Annotated in this window: 14 protein-coding genes and 2 rRNA genes; 3 read left to right on the top strand and 13 right to left on the bottom strand. The window is 69.3% G+C overall.

What is annotated here, in order from left to right; translation table 11 throughout:
- Positions 1 to 14 precede the first annotated feature (14 nt).
- The 8 genes from D0Z67_RS16400 to D0Z67_RS16360 form a co-directional block, all read right to left on the bottom strand.
- A 23S ribosomal RNA gene (locus D0Z67_RS16400) occupies positions 15 to 3,137 on the bottom strand.
- Positions 3,138 to 3,431: 294 nt separating this feature from the next.
- Positions 3,432 to 4,957: ribosomal RNA gene (locus tag D0Z67_RS16395) — 16S ribosomal RNA — on the bottom strand.
- Together the 16S and 23S rRNA genes form the textbook arrangement of a ribosomal RNA operon.
- Positions 4,958 to 5,597: 640 nt before the next feature.
- Complete coding sequence (gene proC, locus D0Z67_RS16385) at positions 5,598 to 6,410, bottom strand: pyrroline-5-carboxylate reductase (RefSeq protein WP_031182814.1); 813 nt, start codon at positions 6,408 to 6,410, stop codon at positions 5,598 to 5,600.
- A gap of 65 nt (positions 6,411 to 6,475) precedes the next feature.
- On the bottom strand, positions 6,476 to 7,249 hold the full coding sequence (locus D0Z67_RS16380; protein ID WP_031182813.1) for an ABC transporter permease: 774 nt from the start codon (positions 7,247 to 7,249) through the stop codon (positions 6,476 to 6,478).
- Complete coding sequence (locus D0Z67_RS16375; protein ID WP_131589660.1) at positions 7,246 to 8,034, bottom strand: ABC transporter ATP-binding protein; 789 nt, start codon at positions 8,032 to 8,034, stop codon at positions 7,246 to 7,248. Before D0Z67_RS16375 ends, D0Z67_RS16380 begins: the two co-directional genes overlap by 4 nt.
- A 115-nt stretch (positions 8,035 to 8,149) precedes the next feature.
- The gene (locus D0Z67_RS16370) at positions 8,150 to 8,947 is read right to left on the bottom strand and encodes a class I SAM-dependent methyltransferase (protein WP_031182811.1); all 798 of its coding nucleotides are present in this window, start codon (positions 8,945 to 8,947) and stop codon (positions 8,150 to 8,152) included.
- Between the two features lie 75 nt (positions 8,948 to 9,022).
- A complete protein-coding gene (locus tag D0Z67_RS16365; protein ID WP_031182810.1) occupies positions 9,023 to 9,535 on the bottom strand; it encodes a hypothetical protein in 513 nt (170 codons plus the stop codon).
- A 45-nt stretch (positions 9,536 to 9,580) separates the two neighbouring features.
- Positions 9,581 to 9,892: an SH3 domain-containing protein gene (locus D0Z67_RS16360; protein ID WP_031182809.1), complete on the bottom strand. Its 312-nt coding sequence runs from the start codon at positions 9,890 to 9,892 to the stop codon at positions 9,581 to 9,583.
- Positions 9,893 to 10,098: 206 nt separating this feature from the next.
- Here D0Z67_RS16360 and D0Z67_RS16355 point away from each other — a divergent pair, with 206 nt between their 5' ends.
- Positions 10,099 to 12,207: a serine/threonine-protein kinase gene (locus D0Z67_RS16355; protein WP_031182808.1), complete on the top strand. Its 2,109-nt coding sequence runs from the start codon at positions 10,099 to 10,101 to the stop codon at positions 12,205 to 12,207.
- Between the two features lie 37 nt (positions 12,208 to 12,244).
- Here the strand turns inward: D0Z67_RS16355 and ilvD are convergent, their stop codons facing one another.
- The 4 genes from ilvD to D0Z67_RS16335 form a co-directional block, all read right to left on the bottom strand.
- Positions 12,245 to 14,098 carry a dihydroxy-acid dehydratase gene (gene ilvD / locus D0Z67_RS16350; protein ID WP_031182807.1) on the bottom strand — a complete coding sequence of 618 codons (1,854 nt, stop codon included), beginning with the start codon at positions 14,096 to 14,098 and terminating at the stop codon, positions 12,245 to 12,247.
- 202 nt (positions 14,099 to 14,300) lie between these two features.
- A complete protein-coding gene (locus tag D0Z67_RS16345) occupies positions 14,301 to 14,906 on the bottom strand; it encodes a TetR/AcrR family transcriptional regulator (RefSeq protein ID WP_031182806.1) in 606 nt (201 codons plus the stop codon).
- The gene (locus D0Z67_RS16340) at positions 14,903 to 15,715 is read right to left on the bottom strand and encodes a sugar phosphate isomerase/epimerase family protein (protein WP_031182805.1); all 813 of its coding nucleotides are present in this window, start codon (positions 15,713 to 15,715) and stop codon (positions 14,903 to 14,905) included. Before D0Z67_RS16340 ends, D0Z67_RS16345 begins: the two co-directional genes overlap by 4 nt.
- A 77-nt stretch (positions 15,716 to 15,792) precedes the next feature.
- Complete coding sequence (locus D0Z67_RS16335; RefSeq protein WP_031182804.1) at positions 15,793 to 16,725, bottom strand: Ppx/GppA family phosphatase; 933 nt, start codon at positions 16,723 to 16,725, stop codon at positions 15,793 to 15,795.
- 71 nt (positions 16,726 to 16,796) lie between these two features.
- Here D0Z67_RS16335 and D0Z67_RS16330 point away from each other — a divergent pair, with 71 nt between their 5' ends.
- Positions 16,797 to 17,621, top strand: a complete 825-nt coding sequence (locus D0Z67_RS16330; RefSeq protein ID WP_031182803.1) for a DUF3109 family protein — start codon at positions 16,797 to 16,799, stop codon at positions 17,619 to 17,621.
- Between the two features lie 4 nt (positions 17,622 to 17,625).
- Here the strand turns inward: D0Z67_RS16330 and D0Z67_RS16325 are convergent, their stop codons facing one another.
- Complete coding sequence (locus D0Z67_RS16325) at positions 17,626 to 19,335, bottom strand: BACON domain-containing protein (protein ID WP_031182802.1); 1,710 nt, start codon at positions 19,333 to 19,335, stop codon at positions 17,626 to 17,628.
- 244 nt (positions 19,336 to 19,579) lie between these two features.
- Between D0Z67_RS16325 and radA the strand changes: the two genes are divergently transcribed.
- Entirely contained in the window at positions 19,580 to 20,989 is a 1,410-nt protein-coding gene (gene radA / locus D0Z67_RS16320) for a DNA repair protein RadA (RefSeq protein ID WP_031182801.1), read from the top strand.
- Positions 20,990 to 21,054 lie beyond the last annotated feature (65 nt).

Genomic DNA, 21,054 nt, shown 5'->3' with positions numbered 1-21,054 from the left:
GGACGCGAGCAACTGAGGACAAGCCCTCGGCCTATTAGTACCAGTCAACTCCACCCGTTACCAGGCTTCCATATCTGGCCTATCAACCCAGTCGTCTACTGGGAGCCTTACCCTCTCAAGGAGGTGGGAATACTCATCTCGAAGCAGGCTTCCCGCTTAGATGCTTTCAGCGGTTATCCCTCCCGAACGTAGCCAACCAGCCATGCCCTTGGCAGGACAACTGGCACACCAGAGGTTCGTCCGTCCCGGTCCTCTCGTACTAGGGACAGCCCTTCTCAATATTCCTACGCGCACAGCGGATAGGGACCGAACTGTCTCACGACGTTCTAAACCCAGCTCGCGTACCGCTTTAATGGGCGAACAGCCCAACCCTTGGGACCGACTCCAGCCCCAGGATGCGACGAGCCGACATCGAGGTGCCAAACCATCCCGTCGATATGGACTCTTGGGGAAGATCAGCCTGTTATCCCCGGGGTACCTTTTATCCGTTGAGCGACGGCGCTTCCACAAGCCACCGCCGGATCACTAGTCCCGACTTTCGTCCCTGCTCGACCCGTCGGTCTCACAGTCAAGCTCCCTTGTGCACTTACACTCAACACCTGATTGCCAACCAGGCTGAGGGAACCTTTGGGCGCCTCCGTTACTCTTTAGGAGGCAACCGCCCCAGTTAAACTACCCATCAGACACTGTCCCTGATCCGGATCACGGACCCAGGTTAGACATCCAGCACGACCAGACTGGTATTTCAACGACGACTCCACACACACTGGCGTGCATGCTTCAAAGTCTCCCAGCTATCCTACACAAGCCGAACCGAACACCAATATCAAACTGTAGTAAAGGTCCCGGGGTCTTTCCGTCCTGCTGCGCGAAACGAGCATCTTTACTCGTAGTGCAATTTCACCGGGCCTATGGTTGAGACAGTCGAGAAGTCGTTACGCCATTCGTGCAGGTCGGAACTTACCCGACAAGGAATTTCGCTACCTTAGGATGGTTATAGTTACCACCGCCGTTTACTGGCGCTTAAGTTCTCAGCTTCGCCACCCCGAAGAGTGACTAACCGGTCCCCTTAACGTTCCAGCACCGGGCAGGCGTCAGTCCGTATACATCGCCTTACGGCTTCGCACGGACCTGTGTTTTTAGTAAACAGTCGCTTCTCGCTGGTCTCTGCGGCCACCCCCAGCTCACGGAGCAAATCCGATCACCAGTGATGGCCCCCCTTCTCCCGAAGTTACGGGGGCATTTTGCCGAGTTCCTTAACCATAGTTCACCCGAACGCCTCGGTATTCTCTACCTGACCACCTGAGTCGGTTTAGGGTACGGGCCGCCATGAAACTCGCTAGAGGCTTTTCTCGACAGCATAGGATCATCCACTTCACCACAATCGGCTCGGCATCAGGTCTCAGACTATGTGCAAGGCGGATTTGCCTACCTTGCGTCCTACACCCTTACCCCAGGACAACCACCGCCTGGGCTGGACTACCTTCCTGCGTCACCCCATCACTCACCTACTAACCGCTTGGGCTGGCGGCTCCACCACTTTCCATTCCCCGAAGGGTCCGGAACGGCTTCACGGCCTTAGCATCACGATGCTCGATGTTTGACGCTTCACAGCGGGTACCGGAATATCAACCGGTTATCCATCGACTACGCCTGTCGGCCTCGCCTTAGGTCCCGACTTACCCTGGGCAGATCAGCTTGACCCAGGAACCCTTAGTCAATCGGCGCAAACGTTTCTCACGTTTGTATCGCTACTCATGCCTGCATTCTCACTCGTGAACCGTCCACAACTCGCTTCCGCGGCTGCTTCACCCGGCACACGACGCTCCCCTACCCATCCATACAGGCGTTGGCCCTATTGTATGAATGACACGACTTCGGCGGTACGCTTGAGCCCCGCTACATTGTCGGCGCGGAATCACTAGACCAGTGAGCTATTACGCACTCTTTCAAGGGTGGCTGCTTCTAAGCCAACCTCCTGGTTGTCTCTGCGACTCCACATCCTTTCCCACTTAGCGTACGCTTAGGGGCCTTAGTCGATGCTCTGGGCTGTTTCCCTCTCGACCATGGAGCTTATCCCCCACAGTCTCACTGCCGTGCTCTCACTTACCGGCATTCGGAGTTTGGCTAAGGTCAGTAACCCGGTAGGGCCCATCGCCTATCCAGTGCTCTACCTCCGGCAAGAAACACACGACGCTGCACCTAAATGCATTTCGGGGAGAACCAGCTATCACGGAGTTTGATTGGCCTTTCACCCCTAACCACAGGTCATCCCCCAGGTTTTCAACCCTGGTGGGTTCGGTCCTCCACGAAGTCTTACCTCCGCTTCAACCTGCCCATGGCTAGATCACTCCGCTTCGGGTCTTGAGCGCGCTACTGAATCGCCCTATTCGGACTCGCTTTCGCTACGGCTTCCCCACACGGGTTAACCTCGCAACACACCGCAAACTCGCAGGCTCATTCTTCAAAAGGCACGCAGTCACGACGCACTGAGTAAACTCAATGCGCGACGCTCCCACGGCTTGTAGGCACACGGTTTCAGGTACTATTTCACTCCGCTCCCGCGGTACTTTTCACCATTCCCTCACGGTACTATCCGCTATCGGTCACCAGGGAATATTTAGGCTTAGCGGGTGGTCCCGCCAGATTCACACGGGATTTCTCGGGCCCCGTGCTACTTGGGTGTCTCTCAAACGAGCCGCTGATGTTTCGACTACGGGGGTCTTACCCTCTACGCCGGACCTTTCGCATGTCCTTCGCCTACATCAACGGTTTCTGACTCGTCCTGTCGCCGGCAGACGACAGAAGAGAGATCCCACAACCCCGCACACGCAACCCCTGCCGGGTCTCACACGTATACGGTTTGGCCTCATCCGGTTTCGCTCGCCACTACTCCCGGAATCACGGTTGTTTTCTCTTCCTGAGGGTACTGAGATGTTTCACTTCCCCTCGTTCCCTCCACACTGCCTATGTGTTCAGCAGCGGGTGACAGCCCATGACGACTGCCGGGTTTCCCCATTCGGAAACCCCCGGATCAAAGCCTGGTTGACGGCTCCCCGGGGACTATCGTGGCCTCCCACGTCCTTCATCGGTTCCTGGTGCCAAGGCATCCACCGTGCGCCCTTAAAAACTTGGCCACAGATGCTCGCGTCCACTGTGCAGTTCTCAAACAACGACCAGCCACCCATCACCCCGAACCAACCGGTTCGAGTGCACTGGGGCCGGCGAAAGAGGGGATTCATTCCCTCAGACACCCAACAGCGTGCCCGACACCCTTCTCCGCTTCCATCCGTTCCACGCCGAAGCAGTACTAGGAGAAAGTCAGTGAAGTGTGCCGAATAGTCAACGTTCCACCCATGAGCAACCAGCATCGAACATTCGCCGATGTACTGGCCCCTGACCAACCGAAGTTGGTAAGAAGTGCTCCTTAGAAAGGAGGTGATCCAGCCGCACCTTCCGGTACGGCTACCTTGTTACGACTTCGTCCCAATCGCCAGTCCCACCTTCGACAGCTCCCTCCCACAAGGGGTTGGGCCACCGGCTTCGGGTGTTACCGACTTTCGTGACGTGACGGGCGGTGTGTACAAGGCCCGGGAACGTATTCACCGCAGCAATGCTGATCTGCGATTACTAGCAACTCCGACTTCATGGGGTCGAGTTGCAGACCCCAATCCGAACTGAGACAGGCTTTTTGAGATTCGCTCCACCTCACGGTTTCGCAGCTCATTGTACCTGCCATTGTAGCACGTGTGCAGCCCAAGACATAAGGGGCATGATGACTTGACGTCGTCCCCACCTTCCTCCGAGTTGACCCCGGCAGTCTCCTGTGAGTCCCCATCACCCCGAAGGGTATGCTGGCAACACAGAACAAGGGTTGCGCTCGTTGCGGGACTTAACCCAACATCTCACGACACGAGCTGACGACAGCCATGCACCACCTGTACACCGACCACAAGGGGGGCACCATCTCTGATGCTTTCCGGTGTATGTCAAGCCTTGGTAAGGTTCTTCGCGTTGCGTCGAATTAAGCCACATGCTCCGCTGCTTGTGCGGGCCCCCGTCAATTCCTTTGAGTTTTAGCCTTGCGGCCGTACTCCCCAGGCGGGGCACTTAATGCGTTAGCTGCGGCACCGACGACGTGGAATGTCGCCAACACCTAGTGCCCACCGTTTACGGCGTGGACTACCAGGGTATCTAATCCTGTTCGCTCCCCACGCTTTCGCTCCTCAGCGTCAGTAATGGCCCAGAGATCCGCCTTCGCCACCGGTGTTCCTCCTGATATCTGCGCATTTCACCGCTACACCAGGAATTCCGATCTCCCCTACCACACTCTAGCTAGCCCGTATCGACTGCAGACCCGAGGTTAAGCCTCGGGCTTTCACAATCGACGTGACAAGCCGCCTACGAGCTCTTTACGCCCAATAATTCCGGACAACGCTTGCGCCCTACGTATTACCGCGGCTGCTGGCACGTAGTTAGCCGGCGCTTCTTCTGCAGGTACCGTCACTTTCGCTTCTTCCCTGCTGAAAGAGGTTTACAACCCGAAGGCCGTCATCCCTCACGCGGCGTCGCTGCATCAGGCTTTCGCCCATTGTGCAATATTCCCCACTGCTGCCTCCCGTAGGAGTCTGGGCCGTGTCTCAGTCCCAGTGTGGCCGGTCGCCCTCTCAGGCCGGCTACCCGTCGTCGCCTTGGTGAGCCATTACCTCACCAACAAGCTGATAGGCCGCGGGCTCATCCTTCACCGCCGGAGCTTTTAACCGCAGACCATGCGATCCGCAGTGTTATCCGGTATTAGACCCCGTTTCCAGGGCTTGTCCCAGAGTGAAGGGCAGATTGCCCACGTGTTACTCACCCGTTCGCCACTAATCCCCACCGAAGTGGTTCATCGTTCGACTTGCATGTGTTAAGCACGCCGCCAGCGTTCGTCCTGAGCCAGGATCAAACTCTCCGTGAATGTTTACCGGTAATCCGGTCGACACACACGAGAGCGGAACCATCGGAGGAATAGTCCGATGGTTCACAGCGTCCTCGCTGTGTTTTTTCAAAGGAACCTCGTCCCAGTCAGTGACTGGAGACGGGGTTATCAACATATCTGGCGTTGACTTTTAGCACGCTGTTGAGTTCTCAAGGAACGGTCGCTTCCTTTGTACTCACCCTCTCGGGCTTTCCTCCGGGCTTCCCTTCGGTGTTTCCGACTCTATCAGATCTTTTTCCGATCCGATTTCCTCGGTAGCTTTCCAGTTCTTCGCTTTCGCGTTTCCCTTTCCGGCGGTTCCGACTCTATCAGATCCTTTCGGCGTCTGATTCCCAGTCAGAGGGGGTTGTCTTCCCGGCCCGCTGGGCCGTTCCGACGAGTGAGACTTTAGCGGATTCCCGGCTCCCGAGCTAATCGGGGGCCGCGTCCTTTCGAACACGGATTCCTCATTTCGCAAATGCGCGCACGAGCATGCGACAGCTGAGTGTCGATGAGTAGTGGTCTTGCGAGATGGCTGTCCGGGGACCGACCGGAGTCGGCGCTCACGTCGGACAGCTCGGAGTACATTACGCATCCGTGGAGGGGGTGTCAACCCCCTCCAGCGAAGATCTTGCCGGGGTCAGTCCTTCTTGCCGGAGGCCAGCTCGCGGCTGCGGTCGCGGGCCGCCTCCAGGGCCGCGATGAGCGCGGCCCGTACCCCGTGGTTCTCCAGCTCGCGGATGGCGCTGATGGTCGTACCCGCCGGCGAGGTCACGTTCTCGCGGAGCTTGACCGGGTGCTCGCCGCTGTCGCGGAGCATCGTCGCGGCGCCGATCGCGGACTGCACGATCAGCTCGTGGGCCTTGTCGCGCGGCAGGCCGAGCAGGATGCCCGCGTCCGTCATGGCCTCGACCAGATAGAAGAAGTACGCCGGGCCCGAACCCGAGAGCGCGGTGCAGGCGTCCTGCTGGCCCTCGGGGACGCGGAGCGTCTGGCCCACGGCGCCGAAGATCTCCTCGGCGGTGGCGACGTGGTCCTCGGTGGCGTGGCTGCCCGGGGAGATGACGGACATGGCCTCGTCCACCAGGGCCGGGGTGTTCGTCATGACCCGGACGACCGGGGTGCCCTCGGCGAGCCGCTCCTCGAAGAAGGAGGTGGGGATGCCCGCGGCGCCGCTGATGATCAGCCGGTCGGCGGGGACATGGGGGGCGAGTTCGTCCAGGAGGGCGCCCATGTCCTGCGGCTTGACCGTGAGGATCAGGGTGTCGGCGCTCTTGGCGGCCTCGGTGTTGCTGACCGGGGTGACGCCATGGCGGGTGCGGAGTTCTTCGGCGCGCTCCGGGCAGCGGGCGGTGACCAGGAGGTCGGCGGGTGCCCAGCCGCCCCGGATCATCCCGCTGAGCAGGGCTTCGCCGATCTTTCCGGTGCCGAGGACTGCGACTTTCTGGCTCATGCGGTTCATCCTCGCACCGGGGCCGCGGCGGGTGGGGCGTTTGTCCGGTGGGCGGACGCGGCCCTTCAGTCGGTGCGGCGGCGCAGGGTGGCCGCGCCGAGGACGAGGACCAGGAGCGCGCATCCGGCGACGATCAGTACGTCCCGGAGGAAGGCCGAGGTCAAGTCGGTGTGGTGGAGGACCTCGTTCATGCCGTCGACGGCATAGGACATGGGCAGGACGTCGGAAACGGCCTCCAATAGAGGGTGCATGTCCGCGCGCGGCGTGAAGAGGCCGCACAGGAGGAGCTGGGGGAAGATCACCGCCGGCATGAACTGCACCGCCTGGAACTCCGAGGCGGCGAAGGCCGAGACGAAGAGGCCGAGGGCGGTGCCGAGCAGGGCGTCCAGGAGGGCGACCAGCAGGAGCAGCCAGGGCGAGCCGGTGACGTCCAGGCCGAGGAGCCAGACGGCGAGGCCGGTGGCGAGGGCGGACTGGACGACGGCGACGGTGCCGAAGGCGAGCGCGTAGCCGGCGATGAGGTCGGCCTTGCCGAGGGGCATCGCGAGGAGTCGTTCGAGGGTGCCGGAGGTGCGTTCGCGCAGGGTGGCGATGGAGGTCACCAGGAACATCGTGATCAGCGGGAAGATGCCGAGCAGTGAGGCGCCGATGTTGTCGAAGGTGCGCGGGCTGGCGTCGAAGACGTAGCGCAGCAGGACCAGCATCAGGCACGGCACGAGGAGCATCAGGGCGATGGTCCTGGGGTCGTGGCGGAGCTGGCGCAGGACGCGGGCCGCGGTGGCGGTGGTGCGGGCGGTGCTGAAGAGGGCGGTGGGGGCGGCCGGGGTCGTCGTGCTCATCGGGTCGGCTCCTTGGTGCGGTCGTCCGCTTCGTCGACGAGGCGCAGGAAGGCGGCCTCCACGGTGTCGGTGGCGGTGCGGGTGCGCAGGTTCTCGGGGGTGTCGTCGGCGAGGGCGCGTCCTTCGCGCATGAGGAGGAGGCGGTGGCAGCGCTCCGCCTCGTCCATGACGTGGGAGGAGACGAGGAGGGTGGTGCCGCGGTCGGCGAGTCCGTGGAAGAGGTTCCAGAGGTCGCGGCGGAGTACGGGGTCGAGGCCGACGGTCGGTTCGTCGAGGACGAGCAGGTCGGGGGTGCCGAGGAGGGCGACGGCGAGGGAGACGCGGCTGCGCTGTCCGCCGGAGAGGTTGCCGGCGAGGGCGTCGGCGTGGCTGGTGAGGTCGACGTCGGCGAGGGCGCGGGTGACGTGTTCGCGGCGGCGGTCTGCGGCGGCGCGGCCGGGGTCGAGCATCGCGGCGAAGTAGTCGAGGTTCTGCTCGACGGTGAGGTCGTCGTAGACCGAGGGGGCCTGGGTGACGTAGCCGATGCGGCTGCGCAGGGTGGGGTGTCCCGCAGGGCTGCCGAGGACGTCGAGAGTGCCGGTGACCTTGGCCTGGGTGCCGGTGATGGCGCGGATCAGCGTGGACTTGCCGCAGCCGGAGGGGCCGAGCAGGCCGGTGATCCGGCCCCGGGGGACGGTGAAGCGGAGGTCGTGCAGGACGGTGCGGGTGCCGCGTACGACGGTGAGGCCGGCGGCGTGGACGGCGTCGGGTGCCGTCTGTTGGGGTGGCTCGGGCACATTATTCATCACGTGATGAATAATGTGCCCGAGCCGTAGTGCCGTCAAGAGGTGCCGTCAACGGCGCGTGTCAGGGTCGGCCCGTTTCGGCTCAGGGATGCGTCAGGGTCGGCTCCGGGGCTGGTCAGGGGCGGGTCGGGGGTTCCGGGGCGGTGGCGACGAGCAGAACCACTTCGTACGTCTCCTCGACCAGGCCGTCGGGGAAGACCTTGATCAGGTGGGCGCGCTCGGCGTCGAAGAACTCGGTGCGGGCGGGCTCGGGGGCGAGGAGGAAAGCGGAATGACTGCCGATGTTGGCCAGGTGGGTGTCGAGCGGCACGTGACGGCTCCAGCGCACCGAGCGCCGGACGAAGTCGAGCCGGCCGCTGGGATCGGCTGCGGCGGCGCGGTCGGCGGCCTTGCGCCGCTCGGTGTGCGTGGGCAGACCGAGGAAGCGGGCGGCGCGCGTGGCGGCCGCGGTGATCCAGTCGACGTCCGTGGGGTCGGTGTTCCACCAGAGCGCGAGCGCGCCGCCCGGCCGCAGCACACGCAGCGCCTCCGGCACCGAGCGGGCCGTGTCGGTCCAGTGCCATGCCTGGGCGTAGGTGATGAGGTCGGCCTGGGAGTCGGCCACGGGGAGGGCGTCGCCGCTGCCCCGGACCAGCGGGAGGTGCGGGTTCCGGCGGCGGAACTCGGCGGCCATGCCCGCGCCCGGCTCGACGGCGAGCACGTCGGCGCCCCGCCGGTGCAGCAGCTCGCTGGCGATGCCGGTGCCCGCGCCCACGTCCACGGCCCGGACTCCGGTCAGGGGTCGGCCGGTGAGTTCCTCGATGGTGTCGAAGAGCGCGGGTGGATAGGAGGGGCGGTTCGCGGCGTACTGTGCGGCGGCCGCGTTGAAGGAATGCGCGCGGGCGCTTGCGGTGGGGGCCTCTGGTGCGGTCATACCGCCCATGGTGCTCGGCGCGGGGGCGGCGGGAACAGTGAATTGGTGCCGCTCGCCCCGGTGCCGCCCGTGAGGTCAGGCGCGGCGCTTCTTGCGGGCCTTCGCCGGGTTGCCCGTGCGCCGGGAGTGGATGCGCTCGTACTCGGCGCGCGCCGTGTCGTACTCGGTGCGGTGCAGTTTCTCGCCGGGGGCCTCGGTGCAGGCGCGGGCGGACCAGGCGAGGAGGGTGCCGACGAAGCCGACGGCGAGCAGGCCGCGCAGGCGGGCCTGGCGCTCGGGGTCGGGGCGGCGGCCGAAGTTGTCCCAGGTGGTGCGGAAGGCGAGCGCGCTGCACACCGCGAACATGGCGATGACCAGGACGGTCACGAAGGAACCGGTACCGGCGATCTGGAGGCCCTGGTAGGCGAGGCGCAGGATCAGGCAGGAGACGGCGGCCGCGGCGAGGGCGCCGAGGGCGACGGCGGCGCGGCGGACCGCATAGCCGCCGGTGTGGTCCACCCAGGTCGTGCCGAAGAAGCGGAGGGGTTCGGGGCGGGGGCCGCCCGGGGAGCCCGCCGGGGCGGTGTCGGTGCCGGTCTCGTCGCTCACACGTCGATTATGGCTCCGCCGTCCGGCGGGCTCCGGGGCGGGGCGTCAGCCGCAGCGGCCGGTCACATAGCCGTCGCTGCCGGTGTGCACATAGGCGTCGGAGACGTACTCGCCGGAGCCGATGTTGTCCCAGATCTTCGTGGTGCCGTACGGGCCGGTCACCGTGGTGCCGGGCGTCTGGCAGTAGACAGTGACGCTGGAGCCGGCGGGCAGCGTGCGGACCACGCCGTAGCCGGTGCCGGGGCCGCTGCGGACGTTCAGGGCCGAGCCGGGTGCGATCGGGAAGCGGGGCGCGGTGGTGGTGGCGGTGGCCGCCGCCGGTTCGGCCAGGATCGTGGGTGCGTGGTCGTCGGACATGAGATACCTCCCCCGTGTCACCCCGTGACGGCCACGGGGTGATGACACCGCTCGCCGGGCATCGTTCAGCGGTGCCGGACGGGCGGGCGGGCCACGGCTGCGCCGCGACTCGCAGGCGGAGGTTAGCAAGCCGCCTCGGTGTCGTACGGGCAATCGAATAGGCTCCTTTTCGTCGCGCGCGCGGCCGATGAGCACGGGGGTGGTCCATGGCGCCACGGCACAGCACCGGAGCCGGCGCGGAAGCGGAACTTCCGGAGTACGACGGCCACTACCGGCTGGAGTCGCGGCTCGGTTCCGGCGGGATGGGTGTGGTGCATCTGGCCCGCAGCGCCTCCGGGATGCGGGTGGCGGTGAAGGTGGTGCACGCGGAGTTCGCGCGGGACCCCGAGTTCAGGGGGCGGTTCCGGCAGGAGGTGGCGGCCGCGCGGCGGGTGAGCGGTGCGTTCACCGCGCCGGTGGTGGACGCGGACCCGGAGGCGGCGCGGCCGTGGATGGCGACGCTGTTCATTCCCGGGCCGACGTTGTCACAGCAGGTGAAGCGGAACGGTCCGCTGGAACCCGCGCAGGTGCGGCGGCTGATGGCCGGGCTCGCCGAGGCGCTGCGGGACATCCACCGGGTCGGTGTGGTGCACCGGGATCTCAAGCCGGGGAACGTGCTGCTGGCCGAGGACGGACCGAAGGTGATCGACTTCGGGATCTCCCGGCCGAAGGACAGCGAACTGCGCACCGAGACAGGGAAGTTGATCGGTACGCCGCCGTTCATGGCGCCGGAGCAGTTCCGGCGGCCCCGGGAGGTGGGACCGGCGGCGGACGTGTTCGCGCTCGGGTCGGTGATCGTGCACGCGGCGACCGGGCAGGGGCCGTTCGACTCGGACAGTCCCTATGTCGTCGCCTATCAGGTGGTGCACGACGAGCCGGAGCTGACCGGGGTGCCGCAGGATCTCGCGCCGCTGGTACGGCGGTGTCTGGCGAAGGAGCCGGAGGACCGGCCGACGCCGGACGAGCTGATGCTGGCGCTGCGTTCGGTGGCGGCGTCGTACGACACGCAGGCGTTCATACCGGCACAGCGGGAGGGAGCGGCGGACGGGGACGGGGCGGCCCCGCCGAAAGATGCGGGGCCTGAGTCGGCCGCGCCGAGGCGGCACCGGTGGCGTGGGCGGGCGGTGCTCGCGGCGACCGCCGCGGTGCTGGCCGTCGGCGGGGTGGTGGGCTCGGTGCAGTGGGCCGGGGCCGGGCAGGGGGCGCGGCCGCAGGCGGCTCCGGCGGTGTCGACGGCGGCCGGGTTCGGCGGGTGGCGGTCCGAGGTGGTGGCCGGGGTGCCCGGCGCTCCCCGGTGCGTGCTCGGCGCGGGGAGGCTGCTGTGCACGGCGAAGGGGGCGGTCTTCGCACTGGACCCGGTGAAGGGGTCCGTGGTGTGGCGGCGGGCGTTCGCGGGGGCGTTGTGGAGTGATCCGCCGGTGGTGTCGGACGGGTTGCTGCGGCTGCGGAACCAGAGCGGGCGGCTGACGGCGCTCGATCCGGGGACGGGGCGTACGCGGGGGGAGCGGGAGCTGACCGGGGACACCGGGACGCGGTACATCGGGGACACGCTGGTGACGACCCGGGCGGACGGGGTGGTCATGGGGGCGGAGAGCGGTTCGGGGAAGGAGAAGTGGCGGCTGCCGTTGCCGGACGGTACCCGGCCGCGGATCGACACCTTCGGCGCCGGGGCGGACGGGTACGCGACGGCGACCTCGGCGGACGGGCGGAGTACCCGGGTCACGGCGTTCGACCCGGTGTCCGGGGCCGTGCGGTGGAGCGAGCGGATGTCCGGGATGGTCGAACCGGTGGGCGCCGAGGGCGGGTTCGTGTACTTCGTCGACGACGACCCGGTGTACGGCGACACCAAGGGGCTGGTGCGGTACGAGGTGAAGTCGGGCGCCACGCGCCGGGTGCCGCTGCTGGGGCCCCGGCCGGACGCCCAGGCCACCGTGCGGGACGGGGTGGTGTACCTGCTCGCGGCCAACGGGGGCCTGGACGCGGTGGACATGGGCGCGGGCAAGCCGGTGTGGCACCTGGAGACGACGGTGAGCCGGGGTTCGGCGCCGGTGACGGACGGGCGGCGGGTCTACTTCTCGGCCGCCGACGGGAGGCTGCTGGCGGTGGACGTCCGCCGGGGCACCCTCGCGGGCCAGACCCGTCCCCGGCTCGGAGCGCGGGCGGACCGGGTGACGGCGGGGCTGCCGACGCCGGTGCTGGCGTCGGGCCATGTGTACGCGGGGGCGCCGGACGGGTCGGTGTTCGCGGTGGACACGGCTGATCCGGCGGCCTGGTGAGCGTGGAGCACACCGGCCGCCGGACCGGGCGGAGAAGTCAGCCCAGGAGGGAGACGTCGCGGACGGCGCCCTTGTCGGCGCTGGTGGCCATGGCCGCGTAGGCGCGCAGGGCCGCGGAGACCTTGCGGGTGCGGTCGGCGGGGGCGTAGACGCCGTTCAACCCGGCTTCGCGGCGGGCGAGTTCGGCGTCGTCCACCAGGAGGTCGATGGTGCGGTTCGGGATGTCGATGCGGATGCGGTCGCCGTCCTGGACCAGGGCGATGGTGCCGCCGGAGGCCGCTTCGGGGGAGGCGTGGCCGATGGAGAGGCCCGAGGTGCCGCCGGAGAAGCGGCCGTCGGTGATCAGGGCGCAGGTCTTCCCGAGGCCGCGGCCCTTGAGGTACGAGGTCGGGTAGAGCATCTCCTGCATGCCGGGGCCGCCCTTGGGGCCCTCGTAGCGGATGACGACCACGTCGCCGTCCTTGACCTCCTGGGTCAGGATGCGCTGGACGGCCTCCTCCTGGGACTCGCAGACCACGGCGGGCCCCTCGAAGGTCCACACCGACTCGTCGACGCCGGCGGTCTTCACCACGCAGCCGTCGACGGCGAGGTTGCCCTTGAGGACGGCGAGGCCGCCGTCCTTGGAGTAGGCGTGCTCGGCGGAGCGGATGCAGCCGCCCTCGGCGTCGTCGTCCAGGGAGTCCCAGCGCTCGGACTGGGAGAAGGCTTCGGCGGAGCGGACGCAGCCGGGGGCCGCGTGCCACAGCTCGACGGCCTCGGCGGACGGGGAGCCGCCGCGCACGTCCCAGGTCTTCAGCCAGTCGGCCAGGGACGGGCTGTGGACGGAAGTCACGTCCTCGTTGAGCAGGCCCGCGCGGTGCAGTTCGCCGAGGAGGGCGGGGATGCCGCCGGCGCGGTGCACGTCCTCCATGTAGTACGTGCGGTTCTTCGCCACGTTGGGCGCGACCTTGGCCAGGCACGGGACGCGGCGGGAGACGGCGTCGATCTCCGGGAGGGCGAAGGGGACGCCCGCCTCCTGGGCGGCGGCCAGCAGGTGCAGGATCGTGTTGGTGGAGCCGCCCATGGCGATGTCCAGCGCCATCGCGTTCTCGAAGGCCGCGAAGGAGGCGATGGCGCGGGGCAGGACCGTCTCGTCGTCCTGCTCGTAGTACCGGCGGGTGATGTCCATGACCGTGCGGGCGGCGTTCTCGTAGAGGGCGCGGCGGGCGGTGTGGGTGGCGAGGACCGAGCCGTTGCCGGGCAGGGAGAGGCCGATGGCCTCGGTGAGGCAGTTCATCGAGTTGGCGGTGAACATGCCGGAACAGCTGCCGCAGGTCGGGCAGGCGTTCTCCTCGATGCGGAGGATGTCCTCGTCGGAGATCTTGTCGTTGACCGCGTCGGAGATCGCGTCGACCAGGTCCAGCGTGCGCACGGTGCCGTCGACCAGGGTGGCGCGGCCGGACTCCATGGGCCCGCCGGAGACGAACACGGTCGGGATGTTCAGGCGCAGCGCGGCCATCAGCATGCCCGGCGTGATCTTGTCGCAGTTGGAGATGCAGACCAGGGCGTCGGCGCAGTGGGCCTCCACCATGTACTCCACCGAGTCCGCGATCAGGTCGCGGGAGGGCAGGGAGTAGAGCATGCCGCCGTGGCCCATCGCGATGCCGTCGTCCACGGCGATGGTGTTGAACTCGCGCGGGATGCCCCCGGCCGCCGTGATCGCCTCGCTGACGATGCGGCCGACCGGCTGGAGGTGGGTGTGGCCGGGCACGAACTCGGTGAAGGAGTTGGCGACCGCGATGACGGGCTTGCGGCCGATGTCCGCACCGGGTACACCCGAGGCACGCATAAGGGCGCGGGCGCCCGCCATGTTGCGGCCGTGGGTGACTGTGCGGGACCTCAGCTCGGGCATCGTCGCTCGCTCCTTCTTGAGAAGACGGGTCAGAGAGACTTCTGACTGCTCCCGAGCGTACGCCGGTCATCCACGGGCCGGGACGAAGTGTCCGGAATGCGGGACGGACGTCTTGACGCCCGGCCTCCCACGCGCCCCGTGCCGCACTCCCCGCGCGTCCCGCACCGCCTCCCCGGCGCGCCCCCTCAACCCCGCTCCCCCCTCACTCCCCCGTGAGATGCCCCTGCACCACCGGCGCCAGCCGGGCCACGATCCGCTCCAGGTCGGCCGAGGCCAGCGGCTCCACCTTGATCACGTAGCGGAGCATGGCCGTGCCGACCAGTTGCGCGGCGGCCAGCTCGACCCGCAGTTCGGCGTCCGGCACCTCCAGCCGCCCGGCGATCCGGCGCAGCAACTGCGCGGCGATCAGCCGGCGGAACACGGCGGCGGCGGTGTCGTTGTTGACGGCGGAGCGGACGATGGCCAGCAGCGGCGTACGGGTCGCGGGGTTCTCCCACACGCCCAGCACGAACCGGGTCAGCCGCTCCCCCACCGAGTCCAGCGGGCCCTCGGCGATCGCGTCCGGTGCGGCGAGGGCGGGCGCGAAGGCGACCGCGACGGCGGCCTCGAAGACCTGCTCCTTGGTGCCGAAGTAGTGGTGGACCAGCGCGGAGTCGACCCCGGCGGCCTTGGCGATGCCGCGTACGGAGGTCTTCTCGTAGCCGCGTTCGGAGAACTCCTCGCGGGCGGCGCCCAGGATGCGGTCGCGGGTGTCGCCGGACTCGGCGCGCGGGGGCCGTCCCCGGCGCCGTGCGGTGGGCTCGCTCACGGCCGGGACACCCCGGCGCCGGCCGCGAGGTGGTGGCGGGTGAAGGCGAGGGCCTCGGCGAGGTCGGCCTCGCGTTCGGCGCTGGACATGGCCCGGCGGGTGTTGACCTCGATGACGACATGGCCGTCGAAGCCGGTGCGGGTGAGGCGGTCCAGCAGTTCGGCGCAGGGCTGGGTGCCGCGCCCCGGCACCAGGTGCTCGTCCTTGGCGGAGCCGCGGCCGTCGGCGAGGTGGACGTGGCCGAGCCGGTCGCCCATGCGGTCGATCATGCCGAGGGCGTCGGTGCGGGCGGTCGCGGTGTGGCTGAGGTCGATCGTGAAGTGCCGGTAGTCGTCCTTGGTGACGTCCCACTCGGGGGCGTAGGCGAGCATCTCGCGGTCGCGGTAGCGCCACGGATACATGTTCTCGACGGCGAACCGCACGTCGGTCTCGTCGGCCATGCGCCAGATGCCGTCGACGAACTCGCGGGCGTACTGCCGCTGCCAGCGGAAGGGCGGGTGGACGACGACGGTGGAGGCGCCCAGCTTCTCGGCGGCCGCCTGGGCGCGGCGCAGCTTGGTCCAGGGGTCGGTGGACCAGACCCGCTGGGTGATCAGCAGGCAGGGCGCGTGCACGGCGAGGACCGGCACGCCGTGGTGGTCGGAGAGACGGCGCAGCGCCTCGATGTCCTGGCTGACGGGGTCGGTCCACACCATGACCTCGACGCCGTCGTAGCCGAGGCGCGCGGCGATCTCGAAGGCCGTCGCCGTCGACTCCGGGTAGACCGAGGCCGTCGACAGGGCGACCTTTACGTCCCTTGGTTCAGCCACGGACACACCTTACGGGGTGGGGTACCGGGGGCGAGGGGTGTCCCGGGGCCGGTGTGAGCTTCGCCATCGCGCACCGCTCACACCGAGCCCATGTGGTCCAGGCGCCGCAGGATCACGCCCTCGCGCAGCGCCCACGGGCAGATCTCCAGGCTCTCCACGCCGAACAGGTCCATCGCACCCTCGGCCACCAGCGCGCCGGCGAGGATCTGCCCGGCCCGCCCCTCGGAGACGCCGGGCAGCTCGGCCCGCTGCGCCGCGGTCATCGCGGCGAGCCGGGGCACCCACGCCTCCAGCGACTCCCGCTTCAGCTCGCGCTGGACGTAGAGGCCGTCGGCGTCCCGCGCGGCGCCCGCGATCCGGGCGAGCTGCTTGAAGGTCTTGGAGGTGGCGACGACATGGTCCGGGGCGCCGAACCGGCTGAACTCGCCGACGGTACGGGCGATCTCCGCGCGCGCGTGGCGGCGCAGCGCGCGCACCTCGTCGGCGGCCGGCGGGTCCTGGCGCAGCCAGCCCGCGGTGAGGCGCCCGGCGCCCAGCGGCAGGGAGGCTGCCGCGTCGGGCTCCTCGTCGATGCCGTAGGCGATCTCCAGCGAGCCGCCGCCGATGTCGAGGACGAGCAGCTTGCCCGCGGACCAGCCGAACCAGCGGCGGACGGCGAGGAAGGTGAGCCGGGCCTCCTCGGCGCCGGTGAGCACCTGGAGGCGGACGCCGGTCTCGTCGGCGACGCGCGCGAGGACCTCGTCGGCGTTGCGGGCGTCGCGCACGGCGGAGGTGGCGAACGGCAGCAGGTCCTCGACGCCCTTGTCCTCGGCGGCCTGGAGGGCGTCGCGTACGACGGCGACGAGGCTCTCGATGCCCTCGTCGCCGATCGCGCCGCTTTCGTCGAGGAGTTGGGCGAGCCGCAGGTCGGCCTTGTGGGAGTGGGCGGGCAGCGGGCGGGCGCCGGGGTGGGCGTCCACCACCAGCAGGTGCACCGTGTTCGAGCCCACGTCCAGGACTCCGAGTCTCATGGACGAAACGCTACTGCCAGAAGCCCTGTCCGCGGTGCCCGTACGGCCCTGCCGCGACTTACCCTGGACGGGTGCCAAAGACGAAAAAGGCGAAGGTCGACAAGCCTGACAAGCCGACCAGGTCACGCAAAGCCGACAAGGCTCTCAAGGGCGACGAGAAGGGTCTCGATTTCGCGCGCGCCTGGGTGGAGTTCCCCGACCCCGCCGACGACGAGCAGATCTTCCGCTGCGACCTGACCTGGCTGACCTCCCGCTGGACCTGCATCTTCGGCCAGGGCTGCCAGGGCATCCAGGCGGGCCGCGCGGCCGACGGCTGCTGCACGCTGGGCGCGCACTTCTCCGACGAGGACGACGAGAAGCGGGTCGCGGAGCACGTGGCCCGGCTCACCCCGGACATCTGGCAGCACCACGACGAGGGGCTGGAAGGCGGCTGGATCTCCGAGGACGAGGAGGGCTCGCGGCAGACGCGCCCCTTCGAGGGCTCGTGCATCTTCCAGAACCGGCCCGGCTTCGAGGGCGGCGCGGGCTGCTCGCTGCACATCCTGGCGCTCAAGGAGGGCCGGGAGCCGCTGGAGACCAAGCCGGACGTGTGCTGGCAGCTGCCGATCCGCCGCACCTACGACTGGATCGACCGCCCCGACGACACCCGCGTCCTCCAGGTGTCCATCGGCGAGTACGACCGGCGCGGCTGGGGCCCCGGCGGCCACGACCTGCACTGGTGGTGCACCTCGGCCACCTCGGCGCACGGCGCGGGCGACCCGGTCTACGTCTCCTACCGGGCCGAGCTGACCGAGCTGATGGGCAAGGCGGGCTACGACCGCCTGGTCGAGCTGTGCGAGCAGCGGCTGGCCTCCCAGCTGCCCCTGGTCGCCCCGCACCCGGCGGACCCGAGCTGACCCCTCAGCCGTCGGTCGGGCTCGGGGTGTCCTCGTCGTCGCCCGGCGGCGGGGACGAGTCCGGCGGGTCGGACGAGGGCGGGTCGGACGGGTCGGGATCGGGGTCCGGGCTCGGCGAGCTGCTGGACGGCGGCGGGGACTGGCTCGGCGGGGGAGAAGAGGAGGGCGGCGGGGTCGGCGTCGTCGGGTCCGGGTCCGGTGTGCCGGGCTGCGGGCGCGAGGGAGTGGGGGCCGGGCCGTCGCCGTCGATGGTGACGACGGCGCCGGCCGGGGCGACGGCCACGCGGGCCCGCCAGTGGCCCGACGGCTCGCGCAGATGGTCGACGTACACCTTGACCGTGACCGAGTCGCCCGGGTCGAGGGTGCCGGCGGACCGGCTGAGGTAGAGCCAGGGCGCGGAGGTGGTCGCGGACCAGCGCACCGGGGCGTCGCCGGAGGCGCTGAGGGTGATCAGCGTGGTGTCGCCGTGGTGGGCGGCGGCTACCGCGAGCCGGCCGGCGCCCGCGTCCCCGGCGCCGTTGACGCTGACGACCTCCACGGAGACGTCCGACTTGCCCTTCTCGGCGGGCCGGGTGCCGGGCTGCACGCTGGCGTTGCCCGCGTTCTGGTAGCCGCCCGCCGGGTCGCCGCCGAGCACGCCGGGGCCGTCCGCCTCGCGGGCGGCGCCGGGGCTGTCGTCGCCGCCGATCGTGGGCGCGCCCCGGTAGGCGGCCCACAGGGCGAACACCGGGGCGGCGACCACGGTGGCGACGACGGTCGTGGTGACGGCACGCGAGCGGAGCTTGTCGCGGCGGGCCGCGCGGTCCTTGGGGTCCATCGGGAAGCCGCGCCGGTCGAAGCGCGGCACGGCGGCGGACCGGGCGCGCGGCGGGTGGGCGAGCGCGGAGTGCAGGGCGGCACGGGGCGCGGGGAGCAGGGGCAGCTCGGCCGGCGTGACGGCGGCGCCGGGCCAGCGGCCGGGTACGGCGCGCTCGGCGGTACGGCGGCAGCGCGGGCAGTCGTCGACGTGCCGGACCAGCTCGCGGCGCAGGGCCGCGCTCAGCATCAGCTGGCTGTCGCCGGTCAGGTGGGCCACGCTCGGGCAGCCACCGGTCTCCACCACGGCGAGGGCGGCGCGGGTGCGTTCGACCTCGCAGGCGGCGGAGGCCAGCAGTTCGCGGGCGGCGGCGGGCTCCAGGCCGAGCACGGCGGCGACCTCGGGGGCGGCGAGCTTGTGCCGGACGGCGAGTTCCAGCGCCTCGCGCTGCTCGGGCGTGGTCCCGGCCGCCTCCGGCCAGGCCAGCAGGGCGAGTTCGCGGCGGCGCAGTTCCAGCACCTCGGCGGGCGGGGCGGGTTCGGGCGCCGGGGTGCCGGGGCCGGGGCGGCCGGCGGCGTGGGTGGCCTGCCGTTTGCGGCGGGCCTGGGCGAGGCCGCGCAGACAGGCCCAGCGGGCCAGCGCGTACAGCCAGGCCCGGTGGTCGCCGGGGGTCTGCGGGTCGCGGCGGCCACGCCGTTCGGCGATGACGAGGACCTCGCCGAGGGCGGCGGTGGCCGCGTCGTGGTCGCACAGCACCGACAGGCAGTAGGTGAACAGGCCGTCCAGATACGCCTCATGGCGCGACGGTGCCCGCTGGGCGATGTTCCGCGCCGCGGATCGGTCGCGCGCCTCCCGGTGCGCCCGTTGCGCCCGGTGTGCGCCGGTGGTGCGGGTCGTGGTCTCCGGAGTGCTGCTCATCACCTGTGCGACCGTAGGCGTCGGCGGAGTTCCCCTACTTGCACCTTGAGCACTTTTAATCCGTACGGGTGAAACGATCCCTCATAAGGGGACACCGGGCTCCGGGGAGCGGGCGCGAAGCCGGTGGAGGGCATCCGGAACGGTTCGCTCCGCGTGCGCCCCGATGCCCCGGCGTGCGCCCCGCTCGCGCGCCCTCCGAGAACGGCCGGCGGGCGTTGTCAGTGGCGGGGGCTACGGTTTCCGCATGGCCACCCGTACCAAGTCCGCCAAGGAGCGTCCGTCCTACCGCTGCACCGAGTGCGGCTGGCAGACGGCCAAGTGGCTCGGCCGCTGCCCCGAGTGCCAGGCGTGGGGCACGGTCGAGGAGTACGGCGCGCCCGCGGTGCGTACGACGGCGCCGGGCCGCGTCACCAGCTCCGCCCTGCCCATCGGCCAGGTCGACGGCCGCCAGGCGACCGCCCGCACCACCGGCGTCCCCGAGCTGGACCGGGTGCTCGGCGGCGGACTCGTACCCGGCGCGGTCGTGCTGCTCGCGGGCGAGCCCGGCGTCGGCAAGTCCACGCTGCTGCTCGACGTGGCGGCCAAGTCGGCGAGCGAGGAGCACCGGACCCTCTACGTGACCGGCGAGGAGTCCGCGAGCCAGGTCCGGATGCGCGCCGACCGCATCGGCGCCCTGCACGACCACCTCTACCTCGCCGCCGAGACCGATCTGGCCGCCGTGCTCGGCCACTTGGACGCGGTCAAGCCCTCCCTGCTGATCCTGGACTCGGTGCAGACGGTCGCCTCCCCCGAGATCGACGGCGCCCCCGGCGGCATGGCCCAGGTCCGCGAGGTGGCCGGCGCCCTGATCCGCGCCTCCAAGGAGCGCGGCATGTCCACCCTGCTGGTCGGCCATGTCACCAAGGACGGCGCCATCGCGGGCCCCCGCCTGCTGGAGCACCTCGTCGACGTGGTCCTGAGCTTCGAGGGCGACCGGCACGCCCGCCTCCGCCTGGTCCGCGGCGTGAAGAACCGGTACGGGGCGACGGACGAGGTCGGCTGCTTCGAGCTGCACGACGAGGGCATCACCGGCCTCGCCGACCCCAGCGGCCTCTTCCTCACCCGGCGCGCCGAGCCGGTGCCCGGCACCTGTCTGACCGTGACCCTGGAGGGGCGCCGCCCGCTGGTGGCCGAGGTGCAGGCGCTCACCGTGGACTCCCAGATCCCCTCCCCCCGCCGCACCACCTCCGGCCTGGAGACCTCGCGGGTCTCCATGATGCTGGCGGTGCTGGAGCAGCGCGGCCGGATCAGCGCGCTCGGCAAGCGGGACATCTACTCCGCGACCGTCGGCGGGGTGAAGCTCTCCGAGCCGGCGGCCGACCTGGCCATCGCGCTGGCGCTCGCCTCGGCGGCCAGTGACACCCCGCTGCCGAAGAATCTGGTCGCCATCGGTGAGGTGGGTCTCGCCGGCGAGGTAAGACGCGTCACAGGCGTGCAGCGCAGGCTCTCCGAGGCGGCCCGGCTGGGCTTCACGCACGCGCTCGTACCGGGCGATCCGGGCAAGGTCCCGGCCGGGATGAAGGTCGTCGAGGTGGCCGACGTGGGCGACGCGCTGCGGGTGCTGCCCCGCTCCCGTCGCCGAGAGGCCCCGCGGGAGACGGAGGACCGCCGGTAGACTTTGCGCAGGTCTCGCCCGTCCGTGCGAAACGCGTGCCGTGACGGAAGCGCGTCAGAACCTGC

The organism is Streptomyces seoulensis (genome assembly GCF_004328625.1).
Lineage (GTDB): Bacteria > Actinomycetota > Actinomycetes > Streptomycetales > Streptomycetaceae > Streptomyces > Streptomyces seoulensis.
This window is presented reverse-complemented; position numbering and strand designations above follow the sequence as displayed.